Annotated in this window: 18 protein-coding genes; 8 read left to right on the top strand and 10 right to left on the bottom strand. The window is 59.5% G+C overall.

Annotated features, from left to right (window positions below; translation table 11 throughout):
- The first annotated feature begins 59 nt into the window (after window positions 1-59).
- From RHM60_RS14040 to fdhA, 3 genes are all read left to right on the top strand, one after another.
- Window positions 60-692, top strand: coding sequence for a sarcosine oxidase subunit gamma (locus RHM60_RS14040; protein ID WP_209985674.1), 633 nt, complete (start codon window positions 60-62; stop codon window positions 690-692).
- Between the two features lie 10 nt (window positions 693-702).
- The gene (gene purU, locus RHM60_RS14035; RefSeq protein WP_003234431.1) at window positions 703-1,560 is read left to right on the top strand and encodes a formyltetrahydrofolate deformylase; all 858 of its coding nucleotides are present in this window, start codon (window positions 703-705) and stop codon (window positions 1,558-1,560) included.
- Window positions 1,561-1,742: 182 nt separating this feature from the next.
- Window positions 1,743-2,942, top strand: a complete 1,200-nt coding sequence (gene fdhA / locus RHM60_RS14030; RefSeq protein ID WP_090401752.1) for a formaldehyde dehydrogenase, glutathione-independent — start codon at window positions 1,743-1,745, stop codon at window positions 2,940-2,942.
- Between the two features lie 129 nt (window positions 2,943-3,071).
- Here fdhA and RHM60_RS14025 read toward each other — a convergent pair whose 3' ends face one another.
- From RHM60_RS14025 to RHM60_RS13990, 8 genes are all read right to left on the bottom strand, one after another.
- Window positions 3,072-4,496, bottom strand: a complete 1,425-nt coding sequence (locus RHM60_RS14025; RefSeq protein ID WP_322214619.1) for an IS1182 family transposase — start codon at window positions 4,494-4,496, stop codon at window positions 3,072-3,074.
- A gap of 232 nt (window positions 4,497-4,728) precedes the next feature.
- Entirely contained in the window at window positions 4,729-5,217 is a 489-nt protein-coding gene (locus tag RHM60_RS14020) for an HIT family protein (protein ID WP_322212085.1), read from the bottom strand.
- A 21-nt stretch (window positions 5,218-5,238) separates the two neighbouring features.
- Entirely contained in the window at window positions 5,239-6,168 is a 930-nt protein-coding gene (locus tag RHM60_RS14015; protein ID WP_322212084.1) for a ThiF family adenylyltransferase, read from the bottom strand.
- A gap of 51 nt (window positions 6,169-6,219) precedes the next feature.
- Window positions 6,220-6,420, bottom strand: a complete 201-nt coding sequence (locus tag RHM60_RS14010) for a hypothetical protein (protein ID WP_322212083.1) — start codon at window positions 6,418-6,420, stop codon at window positions 6,220-6,222.
- A gap of 513 nt (window positions 6,421-6,933) precedes the next feature.
- Complete coding sequence (locus tag RHM60_RS14005) at window positions 6,934-7,194, bottom strand: hypothetical protein (RefSeq protein WP_322212082.1); 261 nt, start codon at window positions 7,192-7,194, stop codon at window positions 6,934-6,936.
- Between the two features lie 408 nt (window positions 7,195-7,602).
- Complete coding sequence (locus RHM60_RS14000) at window positions 7,603-8,061, bottom strand: anti-sigma factor domain-containing protein (protein WP_323571396.1); 459 nt, start codon at window positions 8,059-8,061, stop codon at window positions 7,603-7,605.
- A gap of 85 nt (window positions 8,062-8,146) precedes the next feature.
- Window positions 8,147-8,824: an anti-sigma factor domain-containing protein gene (locus RHM60_RS13995; protein ID WP_322212081.1), complete on the bottom strand. Its 678-nt coding sequence runs from the start codon at window positions 8,822-8,824 to the stop codon at window positions 8,147-8,149.
- Window positions 8,821-9,447: an RNA polymerase sigma factor gene (locus tag RHM60_RS13990; protein ID WP_231423804.1), complete on the bottom strand. Its 627-nt coding sequence runs from the start codon at window positions 9,445-9,447 to the stop codon at window positions 8,821-8,823. Before RHM60_RS13990 ends, RHM60_RS13995 begins: the two co-directional genes overlap by 4 nt.
- A 127-nt stretch (window positions 9,448-9,574) precedes the next feature.
- Between RHM60_RS13990 and RHM60_RS13985 the strand changes: the two genes are divergently transcribed.
- Entirely contained in the window at window positions 9,575-10,147 is a 573-nt protein-coding gene (locus tag RHM60_RS13985) for a DUF2780 domain-containing protein (protein ID WP_322212080.1), read from the top strand.
- Here the strand turns inward: RHM60_RS13985 and RHM60_RS13980 are convergent.
- Window positions 10,144-11,031, bottom strand: a complete 888-nt coding sequence (locus RHM60_RS13980) for an acyltransferase (RefSeq protein WP_209985658.1) — start codon at window positions 11,029-11,031, stop codon at window positions 10,144-10,146. The genes RHM60_RS13985 and RHM60_RS13980 overlap by 4 nt on opposite strands.
- Before the next feature lie 173 nt (window positions 11,032-11,204).
- Here RHM60_RS13980 and RHM60_RS13975 point away from each other — a divergent pair, with 173 nt between their 5' ends.
- Genes RHM60_RS13975 through creD form a run of 4 tightly spaced genes read left to right on the top strand, consistent with a single transcriptional unit; the run spans window position 11,205 to window position 15,221 of the window.
- On the top strand, window positions 11,205-11,705 hold the full coding sequence (locus tag RHM60_RS13975; protein ID WP_209985655.1) for an ATP-dependent zinc protease: 501 nt from the start codon (window positions 11,205-11,207) through the stop codon (window positions 11,703-11,705).
- 9 nt (window positions 11,706-11,714) lie between these two features.
- Window positions 11,715-12,383, top strand: a complete 669-nt coding sequence (creB, locus tag RHM60_RS13970) for a two-component system response regulator CreB (protein WP_209985652.1) — start codon at window positions 11,715-11,717, stop codon at window positions 12,381-12,383.
- Window positions 12,383-13,822: a two-component system sensor histidine kinase CreC gene (gene creC, locus RHM60_RS13965; protein ID WP_322212079.1), complete on the top strand. Its 1,440-nt coding sequence runs from the start codon at window positions 12,383-12,385 to the stop codon at window positions 13,820-13,822. Before creB ends, creC begins: the two co-directional genes overlap by 1 nt.
- A 52-nt stretch (window positions 13,823-13,874) precedes the next feature.
- On the top strand, window positions 13,875-15,221 hold the full coding sequence (creD, locus tag RHM60_RS13960; protein ID WP_322212078.1) for a cell envelope integrity protein CreD: 1,347 nt from the start codon (window positions 13,875-13,877) through the stop codon (window positions 15,219-15,221).
- Window positions 15,222-15,420: 199 nt separating this feature from the next.
- On the opposite strand, the gene RHM60_RS13955 is transcribed toward creD, so the two are convergent.
- Window positions 15,421-16,050, bottom strand: coding sequence for a glutathione S-transferase (locus RHM60_RS13955; RefSeq protein WP_209985643.1), 630 nt, complete (start codon window positions 16,048-16,050; stop codon window positions 15,421-15,423).
- Window positions 16,051-16,155: the final 105 nt, after the last annotated feature.

Below are 16,155 nucleotides of genomic sequence, written 5' to 3'. Positions count from 1 at the left end.
GAGGGGGCTTGCTCCCGATGAGGCCATCAGCCTCACAACAGAATTCAAACAGGTGCTTTATGACAGCAGCCAATGTTTACCAACAACGCCCCACCACCAGCGCCAAAGCCGAATCCTCGCTGCACCATGCCGACCTCGCCAGCCTGGTCGGCAAGGGCCGCAACAATGCCGGCGTGACCGTGCGTGAAAAGAAACTCCTCGGCCACCTGACCATCCGTGGCGATGGCCATGACGCCGCCTTCGCCGCTGGCGTGCACAAGGCTCTGGGCATTGAGTTGCCGGGCGCCCTGCAGGTCATCGTCAAAGGCGAAACCAGCCTGCAATGGCTCGGCCCGGATGAGTGGCTGTTGATCGTGCCAGGCGGTGAAGAGTTTGCTGCCGAGCAGAACCTGCGCGCGGCCCTGGGCGAGCTGCATATCCAGATCGTCAACGTCAGCGGCGGCCAGCAGATCCTCGAACTCAGCGGCCCGAACGTGCGCGACGTACTGATGAAGTCCACCAGCTACGACGTGCACCCCAACAACTTCCCGGTGGGCAAGGCGGTGGGCACGGTGTTTGCCAAGTCGCAATTGGTGATCCGCCACACGGCAGAAGACACCTGGGAACTGCTGATTCGTCGCAGCTTCTCGGATTACTGGTGGTTGTGGCTGCAGGATGCCTCGGCCGAGTTCGGCCTGAGTGTTCAAGCCTGAGGAATAAACCATGAGCCGCGCACCCGATACATGGATTTTGACTGCCGACTGCCCCAGCGTGCTCGGCACGGTGGACGCGGTCACCCGCTACCTGTTCGAGCAGGGCTGCTACGTCACCGAGCACCATTCGTTCGATGATCGCCTCTCGGGACGATTTTTTATTCGGGTGGAATTTCGCCAGCCAGACGGCTTTGACGAGCAGGGTTTTCGCGATGGCCTGGCCACGCGCGGTGAAGCCTTTGGCATGATCTTCGAGCTGACGGCGCCGAACTACCGGCCAAAAGTGGTGATCATGGTCTCCAAGGCCGATCACTGCCTCAACGACCTGCTGTACCGCCAACGCATCGGCCAGCTGTCGATGGACGTGGTTGCGGTGGTGTCCAATCACCCTGATTTGCAACCGTTGGCCGACTGGCACCAGATTCCCTACTACCATTTCCCCCTCGACCCCAACGACAAACCGTCCCAGGAGCGTCAGGTGTGGCAGGTGATTGAAGAGACGGGCGCGGAACTGGTGATCCTTGCGCGCTACATGCAAGTGCTGTCACCGGAGCTGTGCCGCAAGCTGGATGGCAAGGCGATCAACATCCACCACTCGTTGCTGCCGGGCTTCAAGGGCGCCAAGCCCTATCACCAGGCGTACAACAAGGGGGTGAAGCTGGTCGGTGCCACGGCGCATTACATCAATAACGATCTGGATGAAGGCCCGATCATTGCCCAGGGGGTGGAAGTGGTGGACCACAGCCACTATCCCGAGGACTTGATTGCCAAGGGGCGGGATATCGAAGGGCTCACGTTGGCGCGGGCGGTGGGGTATCACATCGAGCGGCGGGTGTTCTTGAATGCCAATCGGACCGTGGTGCTCTGACTGGCGCCATCGGGAGCAAGCCCCCTCCCACCTTTGGAATGCATTCTCCTGTGGGAGGGGGCTTGCCCCCGATGAGGCCCACAGGAAAAACACAAGGAAACAGCATCTGTACCCGAGCACTTAACGCGCTGCCCACCCAAAGGGGCAACGCAGTTCCATAAAAACAACAGCGAGGTGAAAGCATGTCTGGTAATCGTGGTGTCGTGTATCTCGGCAACGGCAAGGTCGAAGTACAGAAAATCGACTATCCCAAAATGCAGGACCCCCGTGGCAGGAAGATTGAACACGGCGTCATCCTGCGCGTGGTCTCCACCAACATCTGCGGCTCCGACCAACACATGGTGCGCGGCCGCACTACCGCTCAGACTGGCCTGGTGCTCGGTCACGAAATCACCGGTGAAGTGATCGAGAAGGGCAGCGACGTCGAGAACCTGAAAATCGGTGACCTGGTCTCCGTACCCTTCAACGTGGCGTGCGGCCGCTGCCGCTCGTGCAAGGAGCAACACACCGGCGTGTGCCTGACCGTCAACCCGGCTCGTGCCGGTGGCGCCTACGGCTATGTCGACATGGGCGACTGGACCGGCGGCCAGGCTGAATACGTGCTGGTGCCGTACGCGGACTTCAACCTGCTGAAGCTGCCGGACCGCGACAAGGCCATGGAGAAAATCCGCGACCTGACCTGCCTCTCCGACATCCTGCCGACCGGCTACCACGGCGCTGTCACTGCCGGCGTCGGCCCGGGCAGCACCGTGTACATCGCCGGTGCCGGGCCGGTCGGTCTGGCCGCTGCGGCTTCCGCACGCCTGCTGGGCGCAGCGGTGGTGATCATCGGCGACGTCAACCCGATCCGCCTGGCGCACGCCAAGGCCCAGGGTTTCGAAATTGCCGACTTGTCCACCGACACCCCGCTGCACGAACAGATCGCCGCACTGCTGGGCGAGCCCGAAGTGGACAGCGCCGTTGACTGCGTGGGCTTCGAAGCACGCGGCCACGGTCACGACGGCGTCAAGGCCGAAGCACCGGCCACCGTGCTCAACTCGCTGATGGGCGTGGTGCGCGTGGCGGGCAAGATCGGTATTCCGGGCCTGTACGTGACCGAAGACCCAGGCGCGGTGGACGCCGCCGCGAAAATGGGCAGCCTGAGCATCCGCTTTGGCCTGGGCTGGGCCAAGTCCCACAGCTTCCACACCGGGCAGACGCCGGTGATGAAGTACAACCGCCAACTGATGCAGGCGATCATGTGGGACCGCATCAACATTGCCGACATTGTCGGTGTGCAGGTCATCAGCCTGGATGACGCGCCGCGTGGGTACGGCGAGTTCGATGCGGGTGTGCCGAAGAAGTTTGTGATTGATCCGCACAAGCTGTTCAGCGCGGCGTAAATCGTTGTGCCAATGAAAAGGGCGACCTACGGCAGACTGTGTGAAAACGCAGTCTGCCGCTACTTAAAAGCCAATGCCCCGACTTGTCGGGGCATTGGCTTTTCTGAAATCTGAAAAATAATGGGCCTCTCAGCCCATCAACGCCATCAGCTTTTGTGCTCCGAGCACCTTGATCGCCCTTTTCAGGTTGTAGGCTTGTACCGCCAGTGCCGTTTCGGCTCTGACGCCTTTCAGCTGTCGTAGCAAGAACCGGCCATTGCCAAATAGCCATTGCTTGAGATTACCGAAGGGGTGTTCGACGATAGATCGTCGGCTAGCCATCATCTCGGGATGGGCCCGCATTCGCTGCTCCATCCGTTCAAAAGCGGCTTCATGAGCATGGCGCGTGAGGTAGCGGCGGCTCGTTTTGGTACAGCGGCTTTTTAACGGACAAACGCCACAATCGGCGATAGTCGCCTGATAAATCCGATTGCCTTTGCTCATCTGCTTAAGTGTTAGCCATTTACCGCCAGGGCATTGATAAGCGTCGCGTTGTTCCTCGTATTTGAAGTCCGTGCGATCAAAAAACACAGTACCGTCACCTTGATTGTTGACCGAGCGATTAGGCGGTACGAAGGCCATGATGCCGACATCTTCACAGGCTTGAAACTGTTCGCCATTGGAGTAGCCGGCATCGGCCGTGACGCTTAATTGCGATTGATTCAGCTCGGTTTTAGCAGCTTTTGCCATTGGCTCAAGCTGCTGCCGATCAGCGCCATCCTGAGTTACCTCGTGGTGCAGAATCAGACAATGTTCAGCGTCCACGGCGCTTTGGATGTTGTACGCCACGAACTTGCCAGAAGGCGTGCGCATTTTTTGCGCATCGGACTCGCCCACAATGTGTTGAACCAGACCTTGAGCTTCCATGAGCAGTTGGCAAGTCTGGTTATTGGCCTTTTTTACCTGCAACTCCCGAAGCGTCGCCTGCACCGCCGAGCGGTCAATGAATTCCCCTTCCTCGCCACGATCCGCCTCATCGAGCTGCGCCAAATAGCGTGCAATGCGCTTCTCGAGCGCCGCTTCCTGGTGTTTGAGCTTTTTCGGCGTCATATGCTTTCGATTCGAAGCCACTGCCTGAAACTTGCTGCCATCGATGGCCACCAGCTCGCCAGCAATCAGGCCAGCGTGTCGGCAAAACTGAACAAAGGCGCGGCAGGTGGCGCTGAACGCCGCACTGTTGTCACGGCGAAAATCAGCGATGGTTTTGAAGTCAGGGGCCAGTCGGCCCAACAGCCACATGACTTCAACGTTGCGCTGACACTCGGCCTCGAGTCGTCGCGACGAGCGAATACGCTGGAAATAGCCGTACAAATAGAGTTTGAGCAGATCGGCAGGATCGTACGAAGGGCGTCCCGTGGCCTTGGGCCTGGCTTTGTCGAAACCCAACTGCTCAAGGTCCAGCAGGGAAATGTAGGCCTCGATCACCCGAATCAGATGGTCATCGGGGATAAGTTCGTCCAGCGAAAGTGGAAACAGCGCGCTCTGGGAGCGGTCTTCACCTTGGATATAGCGCATAAGCAAAATGCCCGTATCTTGCGATACGGGCATCTTCTTTAACCGGCCAGCAGATTGCTAGGTTTTCACACAGTCTGCTACGGATCGCCCTTTTTGTGTCTTAGGAATTCTATGCTTTCAGCATTTATCGATGCCGCGCTGTTATGGTGCATGCAGGGCAATAAATCACTCTCGTAGTCAGAGCGCGCATCGCGCTTTGGCGGGGCAACATACCTAAGCACGGTTCGCGGAATCATGAAGAACAACTTTTCAGATTACTTGCACTAGTTAAATTTTGCGCCAAGGCTGCTAGCTGCTCATCATCTGCACGTCGCCAATCATGTGAAGAAATATATCCCTCGTACCGGTCGAAAAACCTATCAATATTTGATGAGATTTTTTTAAATTCGCTATGGTTTCCCGTCCCGTGCATTGGGAAGAGTTTCGCGTGAAGATGGTCTACACCATATCCTTCAAAAACCATTGCGGTTCGCCCCACATCCTCCAGTGTGTCATCAAGAATCCTCGCAATTTTCTTCGAGGCAATTACGAGCTCAGCAAGTGGCGCATCATCCTGAGCAAATGCATAGCTGGAATAATGTTTCTTTGGAATGACAACTGTAGCGCCAACCGTGTTTGGGAAAATCGAAAGAAATGCAATATGCATATCATCCTCCCAGAAAATGTGTGAAGGCGCTTGTCTATGTACGATTTCGCAAAAAATACATCCTTTATTATGCACGTGTAAACCTCTTCTAGTGGGCTAAGTGGTTCGGGAGTCCCAACGAGCTATACTTGTTTCCTGTGTTCCAAATGAGCATTTAGCTATAGAAGATATCAAGTTTGAACTCAATGCCGCAGCGAGCGATAAATTCATTGGCCCATAGCTGGGCATAATAGCGCTCGGTAGGGCTGCCCATTTTTCGTTCTCAGCCATTTGAGCTGCCTCTTCAACAACGTGATAATCGTGAGGCTCGAAGTGAAATGACGCGCAAAGATGGTGCAGGTAACCACCGGCTACAACTGGAATCCCACAGGTCTTCGATATTTTCCATCCATCTCTGGCCAAGGTAGGAGGATTATCAGCCGTAATAGCGACGCCATCGAAACCTAGTGCAGCCATCTGGCAGAGATGATCCATGTCGGCTTTTGCATCCAGGTAATCGACGCTGATACCTTCAAATCGGGCATCAAGCGCCTGTTTCAATACATGGATTTTCTTTTGCCCGATATCTTTCAGCGTCCAGAAAAATTGTCGATTCAGATTACTCTTCTCGATCACATCAGCGTCTACTAAATAGAAGTTTTTGACGCCGGCACCTGCTAATAACATGCACACAGAACTGCCTATACCACCGCAGCCTACAATCATAACTTTTGCCTGGCTAAGTGCCATCACGTCCTCTATGACATCGCGGCAGCTTTTCGCAGAGCAAAGCAGATAACTGACAGTTCTGCTGGTTATTGGATCAGCAAGTAACTCAATGATACCGCGGACTTCGTCAGGAAGTCCCTCAATCAACGATCCTGCACCGACCAAGGCTTCTCGAAAGCCATCTTCATCACTCGCCGAAATGCGCGAGACGCCTGCTGGCCCACTGATTAAAACTTCTTCTCCTTGGTAGGTAAAGACTGTCGATGGGACGATAACTCCGGAAGGAACGTTTTCAGTAAAGTAAATTAGATCTTCCATGAATGCCTCAAAATGGATATCAGGGGAATAGATCCCCTGATAGCCTACGATTTAATTATTGCAAAAAGGTAACAGTGCAATCATGCCGCGGGTGCATCTCGACCTGTCAAAAGCTGCAATAGTAATTTGGTGGGGGGTTGTTGTTTGTTTTTTTGTGGTTAGTTCTGATATTTCCTTGGCGTCTTTTACAGAAGCGTGAGCAATAGGGGCTCCCATCAGAATTGCCGCTGCTACTCCGAGCATTGTTTTCATTACTTACTCCATTTTTGGTTTTTAACTGAGGTCGTCAGTTTGTGTTGAGGATTTTCAAGGACTTCCTACTGCTCCCCCACTCTCGACTTAGTTATTTTGCTGTTACAGGCTTTTGACCGAGAGAACGCGGGAATGATGTCCTGTGTTTGAGGGTACTTCCTGATCAAAATATGATGGGCATTTAGATTGCGTCGGTCTTGCTTGTGCGGCGGTAGAAGATGCTGTTGATCTGTCTCCGTTGGTTAATAATTGCTCGCGCAACGCCCTAGCATTGCAATATTGTGATAGAAGATTTCGAGCTTAATTTATGTGTGGGTATTTAACGAAAGTCTGTAGCCGAACAGTCAAAGAGTTGGATGTAGTTCAAAAGTAAATGCAGAAGGCCCCTGCATTGTTAGCACCTCTTAGTGAATGTGGCGCACACGACTATAGAAGGCACTACAACTGATGTAAGACGCATGCAGGGGGGGGACTGATGTTTCGGAAACGGGCTACTTAAGTTCAGGTCTATGCCTACGATTGCAGCCGCCGGCTGATCACATCCAGCAAATCACAACCATCCCGCAACGGGATGGCGCAGAGCAGGGCAAAGTCCTGGAGGACGACGTTGTCGGTTTGCAGGCCTTCGCGAAAGGCCAGGTTTTCCATGACTTGGGTGACGGCGCGGATGCGGTAGAGCGCAGCGTCGTGGAGCACGTCCAGCGGGACTTGGGTGTCGATGAGCAGGGAAGGGGTGGTGCTGTCGTGGCCGGTGAGTGGTATGTATCGGTTCATGTTTTAAAACCCATTCAAGTAGAGGTGGGCTACACACGTATTCGTCGCCAAACGAATTGGGTGGCAGCTGTACGCAGGTTGGCGAACCGGGAATGGAACCGGCAGACCCGAAGGTCTCCCGCGCACAGCCGCCATGAAAGCAGCTATTGCGGATACAAAAGAACCTGCAAAGAAGCAGAAGCTTTTGCACCATTCACCGGGTCGCCAAACCCGTATCGCCATGTGGACGACGGCCGAACTATAAGCGTCATCCTCCGCCACGAGCAAGTCACCCAGCCGATGCGGTTCAAATGTGGGAGGGGCTTGCCCCCGATAGCAGTGTGTCAGTCAGCATACTTGTAGCTGATCCACCGCCATCGGGGGCAAGCCCCCACCCACATGGGTTCTGCTGTGTTCAATAGATTTGAGTCAGCGTGTGGCCAATGCGCCCTGATAGACGGTTGGGCCTGTCGGTTGCTTGCTCAGCGAACCGCCCTTGGTTTCCGAACTCACCATCAATTCCACCGGTTTGCTGATGGTTTCCTGCTGGCGCGGGTTCAGGCCGATGATGCCTTTGCCGTCTTCCGGCAACAGCCCCAGGGACACGGGCGTGCCGCCTTCGGGGATGGCCCACAGTTCCAGGCTTTGGTCGGGCGCCGGGGCCGTGGCGGCAATCGGCTGCACTTCCAGGTAATCCTTGTGCGCCATGATCTGCGCGGCCGGCTGCTGGGCGGTGGTGACCAGGGTGGCGGCGGATTTGACGCTGTCTTTGGTGTAGAGCGCGCCGCCGACACCGGCAACCACGACGACACAGGCGCCGATAAACAGGCGCGGACGGCTCCAGAATGGAGGCTTGTGCTCAATCACTGAGGGTTGGATCGCAGTCATAAGTCTCTTCCTGACAAATTTTGTAGTCAGTTCATGGACCTTGCCAATGACGATGGGTTCCGGGGCCCATCGTCGGCGATCTTCGTCAGAGTGATGCCAATTGGCCTTTATATAGCACTGGGCCGGTCGGCTGGCCGCTCGGTGAACCGCCTTCGGGTTCGAGGGTGACGGCGAGGGTGGCCGGGGCTTTGAGCAGCGTTTGCTGTGCCTCGCTCAACTGAATTCGGCCCTTGCCTGCCGTCGGTACCAACCCCAGGGAGATCGGTTTGCCACCGGCGGGAATAACCCATAATTCCAGCGCCTGCGCAGGCGTCAATGCAGCTATTGCGAGTGGTTCAACCTGCAGGTGATCGGCAAACGTGTCGATTTGCAACGCTGGCTGCTGGTCAGCAGCGACTAGCGTGGTGCGGTATGCAAGGCCCGTGTCGCGTGGGTAGAGCATGCCGATCAACACTGCCGCAATCAGGGCGCACGCGGCAGCCAGCAGGCGCCCGTTCCTCCACCACGGTTTTTTCGCCGGTACGTGCAGCCCCTGCGGCTCGATCCGTGCCTGAATGCCTGCCCACACGTGATCGGGCACTGCGCGTTCGGGCAGGCTGCCGGTGAGGCTGGCGAGGGCCTCCTGCCAATGCCCAAGCTCTGCGCGCAGCGCGGCATCATTGAGCAGCAGGGTGTCAAACCGGCGACGCGCGGTGGCCGGCATCAGGCCGATCGCGTAGTCGGCGGCCAGGGCACGGCGCAGGGCGGTGGTGTGGTAATTCATGATTCAAGGCACCTGCGCAGGCGCTCCATGCCGCGACGAATCCAGGATTTGACCGAGCCCAGGGGGGCCGCCAGGTGTTCGGCCAGCTCCGAGCACGACAGGCCTCGAAAGTAAGCCAGGGTGATCGATTGGCGCTGCATGCCGTCGAGGGTGTCCAGGCAACGGTTGAGGGCGCGGGCGTTGCGTTCGCTGTCGAGCTGGTCGTGAGCGCTGTGACCTTCGTCGAGCAGGGCGTCCTGCTGGCCTTCGGTGAGGGGTTGCTCACGGCGTTTGCGCAATTGGTCGATGGCCAGGTTGCGGGTGATGTTCACCATCCAGGTCATGGGCGACGCCAGGTGTGGCTCGTAGCGCGACGCATTGTACCAGATGCGTACGAAAGCCTCCTGCAACACGTCCTCGGCGAGGTCCGCACGGCCCATGAAGCGGTAGGCCACCCCATGCAGGCGCGGCGAAGCGCTGCGGTACAGGGTTTCGAACGCCTGGCGGTTGCCCAGGGCGCATTGGGCCAGCAGCGGGCGTAGTGGGTCAGCATCGGTCAGCGTAATGGGGCTTCTCCAGGCTCTCGAGCGAGGGCGACGGGACTGCGCACGGTGGGCAGAGGGTAATCCAATTTGCGCAGTCATTCCATCCAGCTCCGGGCGGCCTGTAAGCGTTATACGCAGGCCGGGGTGTTTCGGATGCGGTTGGGAACAAGCCCTGTTATCGCCAGTCCAACGCCTGCTTTCGCCCCCACCTGCAGAGGTTGTTTCGATGAAGATTTCACGCGGTTTCGCCCTTTCCTGCCTGATGACCCTGGCAGCGGCCCCGGTGTTCGCCGCAGGGTTCAGCCTTGGTGATGCGGCCAATGCGATTTCCGGCATGCAGGGCGGCAACAACAAGGCCGCTGCCGCCGCGCCGTCGTCCGAGACGGCCGGTCTGCTGAGCGCACTCACCTCGCAACTCAATGTCACCCCCGAGCAGGCCGTCGGCGGCACCGGCGCCATGCTGGGCCTGGCCAAGAACCAGCTGAGCGGCAACGATTATTCGCAATTGGCCAAGAGCGTGCCGGGGCTGGACAAGCTGTCCGGCGACAATGCACTGGGCAGCCTCGGGGCCTTGAGCGGGATGCTCGGCCAGAGCGGCGGCAGCAAGACCAGCGGCCTGGACGGCCTGTTGGGCAACGTGAAGAACACCAACGACCTGAACACCGCGTTCAGCGCCCTGGGCATGGACAGCGGCATGATCGGCCAGTTTGCGCCGGTGATCCTGCAATACCTGGGCAGCCAGGGCGCCAACGGCTCGGTACTGGGCAAGCTGGCCCAGGCCTGGGGCACCGGCAGCTAAGCCTGCTGCGCGCGCAGCTGTTCGATGCGCGCGTCTTTCTCCTGCCAGAGCTGGTTGACCCAGTTCTGGACGGTCTGGCGAAACACCGGATCGTTCTCGTAATCCCCCTGCCACAACGCCGGATCCAGCTCACGGGTGCGGATATCCACGATCACGGTTGGCACGCCGCCGCTGATCAAGTCCCAGAACCCCGGAATTTTCGCCTGCGGGTAAACCACGGTTACGTCGAGGATCGCGTCCAGCTGTTCACCCATCGCCGCCAGCACGAACGCCACGCCGCCCGCCTTGGGCTTGAGCAGGCGGGTAAAGGGTGATTCCTGCTGCACCCGCTTGGCTTCGTTGAACCGCGTGCCCTCCAGGTAATTGACCACCGTCACCGGCTGGCGCTTGAACAGTTCGCAGGCCTGTTTGGTGATCTTCAGGTCCTGCCCTGCCAGCTCCGGGTGTTTGGCCAGGAACGCCTTGGTGTAGCGCTTCATGAACGGGTAGTCGAGCGCCCACCAGGCGAGGCCCAGGAAGGGCACCCAGATGAGTTCTTTTTTCAGGAAAAACTTGAAGAACGGCGTGCGCCGGTTGAGCGCCTGGATCAGTGCCGGAATATCCACCCACGACTGGTGATTGCTGATCACCAGGTAGGAGGTGTCACGTCGCAGGTCGGCGCCGCCGCGAATGTCCCACTGGGTCGGGATACACAGCGAGAAGATGAGCTTGTCGATCTCGGCCCAAGTCTCGGCGATCCACATTACCGCCGCCGAGGCATGGTCGCGCCAGCGCCCCGGCGCAGCCAGCTTGAGCAGCGCGAACACCAGCAACGGGCCGATCAGGATCAGCGTATTGAGCAACAGCAGCAACGTGACGCAACAGCCGGTGAGCAGGCGGCGCATAAGCAACTCTTGGAATTCCTGTGGGCCGCTCATCATAAGCAAGCGCGGTCCAGAGGCCAAATCGCAAATCACCCTACGAATGTTTCACAACGGGCACGCTATGCTCGGTCATCCAACTAAGTGCCGGGTTTGCGGTCTAGAATCCGCCCACCTTCTTTCGAGGAAATCACGCCGTGAAATTGCTCCTTGCCGCGTTCACCCTGGTTGCCCTGCCCGTCATGGCCGCCGAACCGACCCTCTACGGGCGCTACGAATACATCCAGTTGCCGGAGATCGGCGAGACCTTCAAGGCCAAGATGGACACCGGCGCGCTGACCGCCTCGCTGTCGGCCCGCGACATTCAGACGTTCACCCGTGACGGCGACGACTGGGTACGCTTTCGCCTCGGCGGCCAGGACGCGTCGAACAAGGTGTACGAGCACAAGGTCGCGCGTATCAGCAAGATCAAGAGCCGCGCTGACGAGGATGACGACAAGGACGAGACCAGCGTGACCAAGCGGCCGGTGATCGACCTGGAAATGTGCCTGGGCGACGTCAAACGCACCGTCGAGGTCAACCTCACCGACCGCAGCAGCTTCAACTATCCGCTGTTGATCGGCGCCAAGGCCCTGCGCGAATTCGGCGCGGCGGTGAACCCGGCGCGGCGCTACACTGCCGACAAACCGGACTGCTGACGGACCGCCATGGCGCACATCCTGATTGTCGAAGACGAAGCCGCAATTGCCGATACGCTGATCTTCGCCCTGCAAGGCGAAGGGTTCACCACCACCTGGCTGACCCTCGGCCAGGCGGCGCTTGCGCATCAGCGCCAGACCCCGGCTGACCTGGTGATTCTCGACATTGGCCTGCCGGATATCAGCGGCTTTGAAACCTGCAGGCAATTGCGCCGTTTCAGCGAAGTGCCCGTGATGTTTCTCAGTGCCCGGGATGGCGAGATCGACCGGGTGGTGGGGCTGGAGATCGGCGCCGACGACTACGTGGTCAAGCCGTTCAGCCCGCGTGAAGTGGCGGCGCGGGTGCGCGCGATTCTCAAGCGGGTCGGCCCGGTTGCGGCGCCTGCGGTGTTCCAGATTGATCTGGAGCGCATGCAGATCACCTATCGCGGCCAGCCCCTGAGCCTGACCCGCCATGAGTTCCGCCTGCTGCAAAGCCTGCTGGAACAACCCGAGCGAATATTCAGTCGCGAGCAACTGCTGGACGCGGTGGGCGTGCCCGCCGACGCCGGCTACGAACGCAACATCGACACTCACATCAAAAGCCTGCGCAGCAAATTGCGCAGCGTGGCGGCGCAGGCTGAGCCGATCCAGACCCATCGCGGCCTCGGCTACAGCTACAGCCCCGGCAACAGCTGATGCGCCTGGGGCTGCGGATTTTCCTGGTGTATGCGCTGTTTATCGGCCTTACCGGTTATTTCGTGCTCAGCACCGTCATGAACGAAATCCGTCCCGGTGTGCGCCAGTCCACCGAGGAAACCCTGGTGGACACCGCGAACCTGCTGGCCGAAGTGCTGCGCGATGACGTGAAGAACGGCACCCTCGGCCAAAGCCATTGGCCGGAGCTGCTTAAGGCCTACGGCAGCCGCCAGCCGGGCGCGACCATTTGGGGGCTGCCGAAAAACCAGGTCAACCATCGCATCTATGTGACCGACGCCCAGGGCCGTGTGCTGCTCGACTCCACGGGCGAAGCGCTGGGCCAGGATTATTCCCGCTGGAACGACGTGTACCTGACCCTGCGCGGTGAATACGGCGCGCGCTCCACCCGCAGCGACCCCGACGACCCGGCCTCGTCGGTGATGCACGTGGGCGCACCGATCCGCGACAACGGACGGATCATCGGCGTGGTCACCGTGGCCAAGCCCAACAGCTCCTTGCAACCCTATGTCGACCGCACCGAGCGCCGTTTGCTGTGGTACGGCGCCGGGCTGGTGGTGCTCGGCCTGCTGCTTGGCGCGTTGCTGTCGTGGTGGTTGAGCGCTGCCTTGCGGCGCCTCACCGCCTATGCCGAGGCAGTCAGCGAAGGGCGCCGTGCCGAGTTGCCGCATTACCGGGGCGGCGAGCTCAAGCAGTTGTCCACCGCCGTGGAACACATGCGCACGCAACTGGAAGGCAAGGCATACGTTGAGCATTACGTGCACACCCTGACGCACGAGTTGAAAAGCCCGCTGGCGGCGATTCGCGGTGCGGCGGAGTTGTTGCAGGGCGACATGAGCCGCGAACAGCAGCAGCGCTTTGTCGGCAATATCGACAGCGAAAGCGCGCGCCTGCAGCAGCTGATCGAACGCCTGCTGAACCTGGCGCAGGTCGAACAGCGCCAGGGCCTGGAAGAGCAGGCGAGCATTGCGCTGGGGGCATTGGTCGATGAGGTGCTCAAGGCGCAGTGCGCGCGTATTGAAGGCGCCGGGCTGCGGGTCGAGCAGGCCATTGCGGCGGATGTACAGGTGTTCGGCGAGCCCTTTCTGTTGCGCCAGGCGCTGGGCAATCTGCTGGATAACGCCCTGGACTTCACCCCGGCGGGCGGCACGCTGAGGTTCAGCGCGCAGGTGCGGCAGCACGATGTAGACGTCAGCCTGTTCAACCAGGCGGAGCCGATTCCCGACTATGCCCTGCCGCGCCTGAGCGAGCGCTTTTACTCGCTGCCGCGCCCGGCCAGCGGACGCAAAAGTACCGGCCTGGGCCTCAACTTTGTCGAAGAAGTAATGAAGCTGCACGGCGGCGCCATGGCGATCGGCAATGTGCCGGGCGGCGTGCAAGTGGTGCTGCATCTCCACACAGTCTCCACGATGCCCACATAAATCGCCCACATGCGCGGCTCACGCTCTGCCCATCCAAAACAGGGAGAGCCCCATGAACCGAAGCCTGCTTTACAAACTTGGCGCCATTGCGCTGCTGATGTTGCTGTTGCTGATTCCGTTGATGATGATCGATGGCCTCATCAGTGATCGTCAGCAAAGGCGCGATGAGGTATTGGCGGATATCGCCCGCAGCTCCAGTTACCCACAGCGCCTCACCGGGCCGGTGATGGTGGTGCCGTATCGCAGGACCGTGCGCGAGTGGAAGCTCAATGAAAAACTCAATCAACGCTACGAAGAAACCCGTGAAGAACGCGGTCGTCTGTATTTCCTGCCGGAGCGGTTTGAACTCGATGGCCAGGTGCACACCGAGCTGCGTACGCGTGGCATCTACCAGGCGCGACTGTTCCATGCCGACAACCGCATCAGCGGGCGTTTCGAGTTGCCTGAGCAGTTGGGCATTACCGAGCATTTTGCCGATTACCGCTTTGAACCGGCGTTTCTGGCGGTGGGTGTCAGCGATATTCGCGGCATCGAAAATGCGCTGAAACTGGAACTGGGCAGCCAGCGCCTCGCGTTCGCACCGGGCTCTCTGGTGGACTGGCTGGGGGAGGGTGTGCACGTGGCGCTGCCGGCGCTGGACAGCCACAAGCCCGCCGCGCTGGAGTTCGCGTTCGACCTGCGCCTGCAAGGCACCGAACAGCTGCACGTGTTGCCAGTGGGTAAGACCAGCCAGGTGTCACTCGCTTCCAACTGGCCGCACCCCAGCTTTATCGGCAACTTCCTGCCGACGCAACGGGACGTGACGAACAAGGGCTTTACTGCTCGCTGGCAAACCTCGTTTTTTGCCACCAACCTGGAGCAAGCCCTGCAAAGCTGTCTGGACCGCCAGGCCTGTGAGGACTTCAACAACCGCAGCTTCGGCGTGAACTTCATCGATCCGGTGGACCAGTACCTCAAGAGCGACCGCGCGATCAAATACGCGTTGCTGTTCATCGCCCTGACTTTTGGCGGCTTCTTCCTGTTCGAAGTGCTGAAGAACCTGGCGCTGCACCCGATCCAGTACGGCCTGGTGGGCGCGGCCCTGGCGTTCTTTTATCTGCTGCTGTTGTCGTTGGCCGAGCACCTGGGGTTCGCCTTGGCCTACCTGATCTCGGCGAGTGCCGGTGTGCTGTTGATCGGCTTTTACCTGTGCCATGTGCTGCGCAGCCTTGCCCATGGCCTGCGGTTTTCGGCGGGGTTGGCGGCGCTGTATGGCTTGTTGTACGGGCTGCTCAGCGCCGAGGATTATGCGCTGCTGATGGGATCGCTGTTGCTGTTCGCCCTGCTCGGCACGGTGATGGTGCTGACGCGCAAACTGGACTGGTACGGCGTGGGCCGGCGCAAGGGGGTTGAGCAATGATGGGCTTGCGCGAGGATCAACAGTTAAGGGAACAGTTGGTGAGCAGGATCAACACGCTGTTGTGGCGAGCGGGCTTGCCCCGCGCTGGGCTGCGCAGCAGCCCCAAAACCAGCCGCAGAGGAGTGCCTGAAGCACCGCAATCTGCTTGAGGGGGCTGCTTCGCAGCCCAACGCGGGGCAAGCCCGCTCGCCACAGAATGTCAGGCAGGCGGCTGGGTCTGCAGCATCGAAGGCCGCTGGCTGACCTCGGCATACCACTGCGCAAGCCTGGGGTTATCCGCCCGCCATTGCAGGTCCGGATGGCGGAAGTCAAGGTAGCCCAAGGCACAGGCCACGCTGATGGCGGCGATGTCGAAATGGCTGGCCAGCTCGGCCATCGCATCCTGTTCCAGCTCGGCGAGGGTGCGGCGTATCTTAATGCGTTGTTCGTCCAGCCACGCAGCCCAGTGTTTTTCCACCGGGCGCAGGGCGAGCTCGTAGCGCGTCAGCACGGCGGCATCCAGAATGCCGTCGGCCATCGAGGCCAATGTGAGGCGACGCCAGCGGGCTGAGCCGTCGCGAGGGATCAGTGGGTTGCCGACGTGCTGGTGGTCGAGGTAATCGAGGATCACCCGGCTGTCGTGCAGCCTGCTGCCATCGGCCAGGCGCAGGGCCGGGATCTTGCCGACAGGGTTGCCTTGCACCACCTGGGCGTCCGGACTGACCGGCGTCGGCACGCAGTCGTGCAGGGCCACGCGGTCCTGCTGGCCGGTTTCGATCAGCAGCACGCGGACTTTGCGCACGAAGGGTGAAGCGGGGTTGTGGAACAAGGTCATGCTGGGCGTGGACATGGGTATTCCTCGAAGTGGGCTGGGGCCTAGCCTATGAGGTTGGGCGATGGCTGGCGAGGAGATTGTGGTGTTTTTTCGGGCCTCATCGGGAGCAAGCCCCCTCCC

This window comes from Pseudomonas sp. MH9.3, assembly GCF_034354675.1.
Lineage (GTDB): Bacteria > Pseudomonadota > Gammaproteobacteria > Pseudomonadales > Pseudomonadaceae > Aquipseudomonas.
The sequence above is the reverse complement of the archived record's forward strand: the minus strand, read 5'-3'. Positions and strand labels throughout refer to the sequence as shown.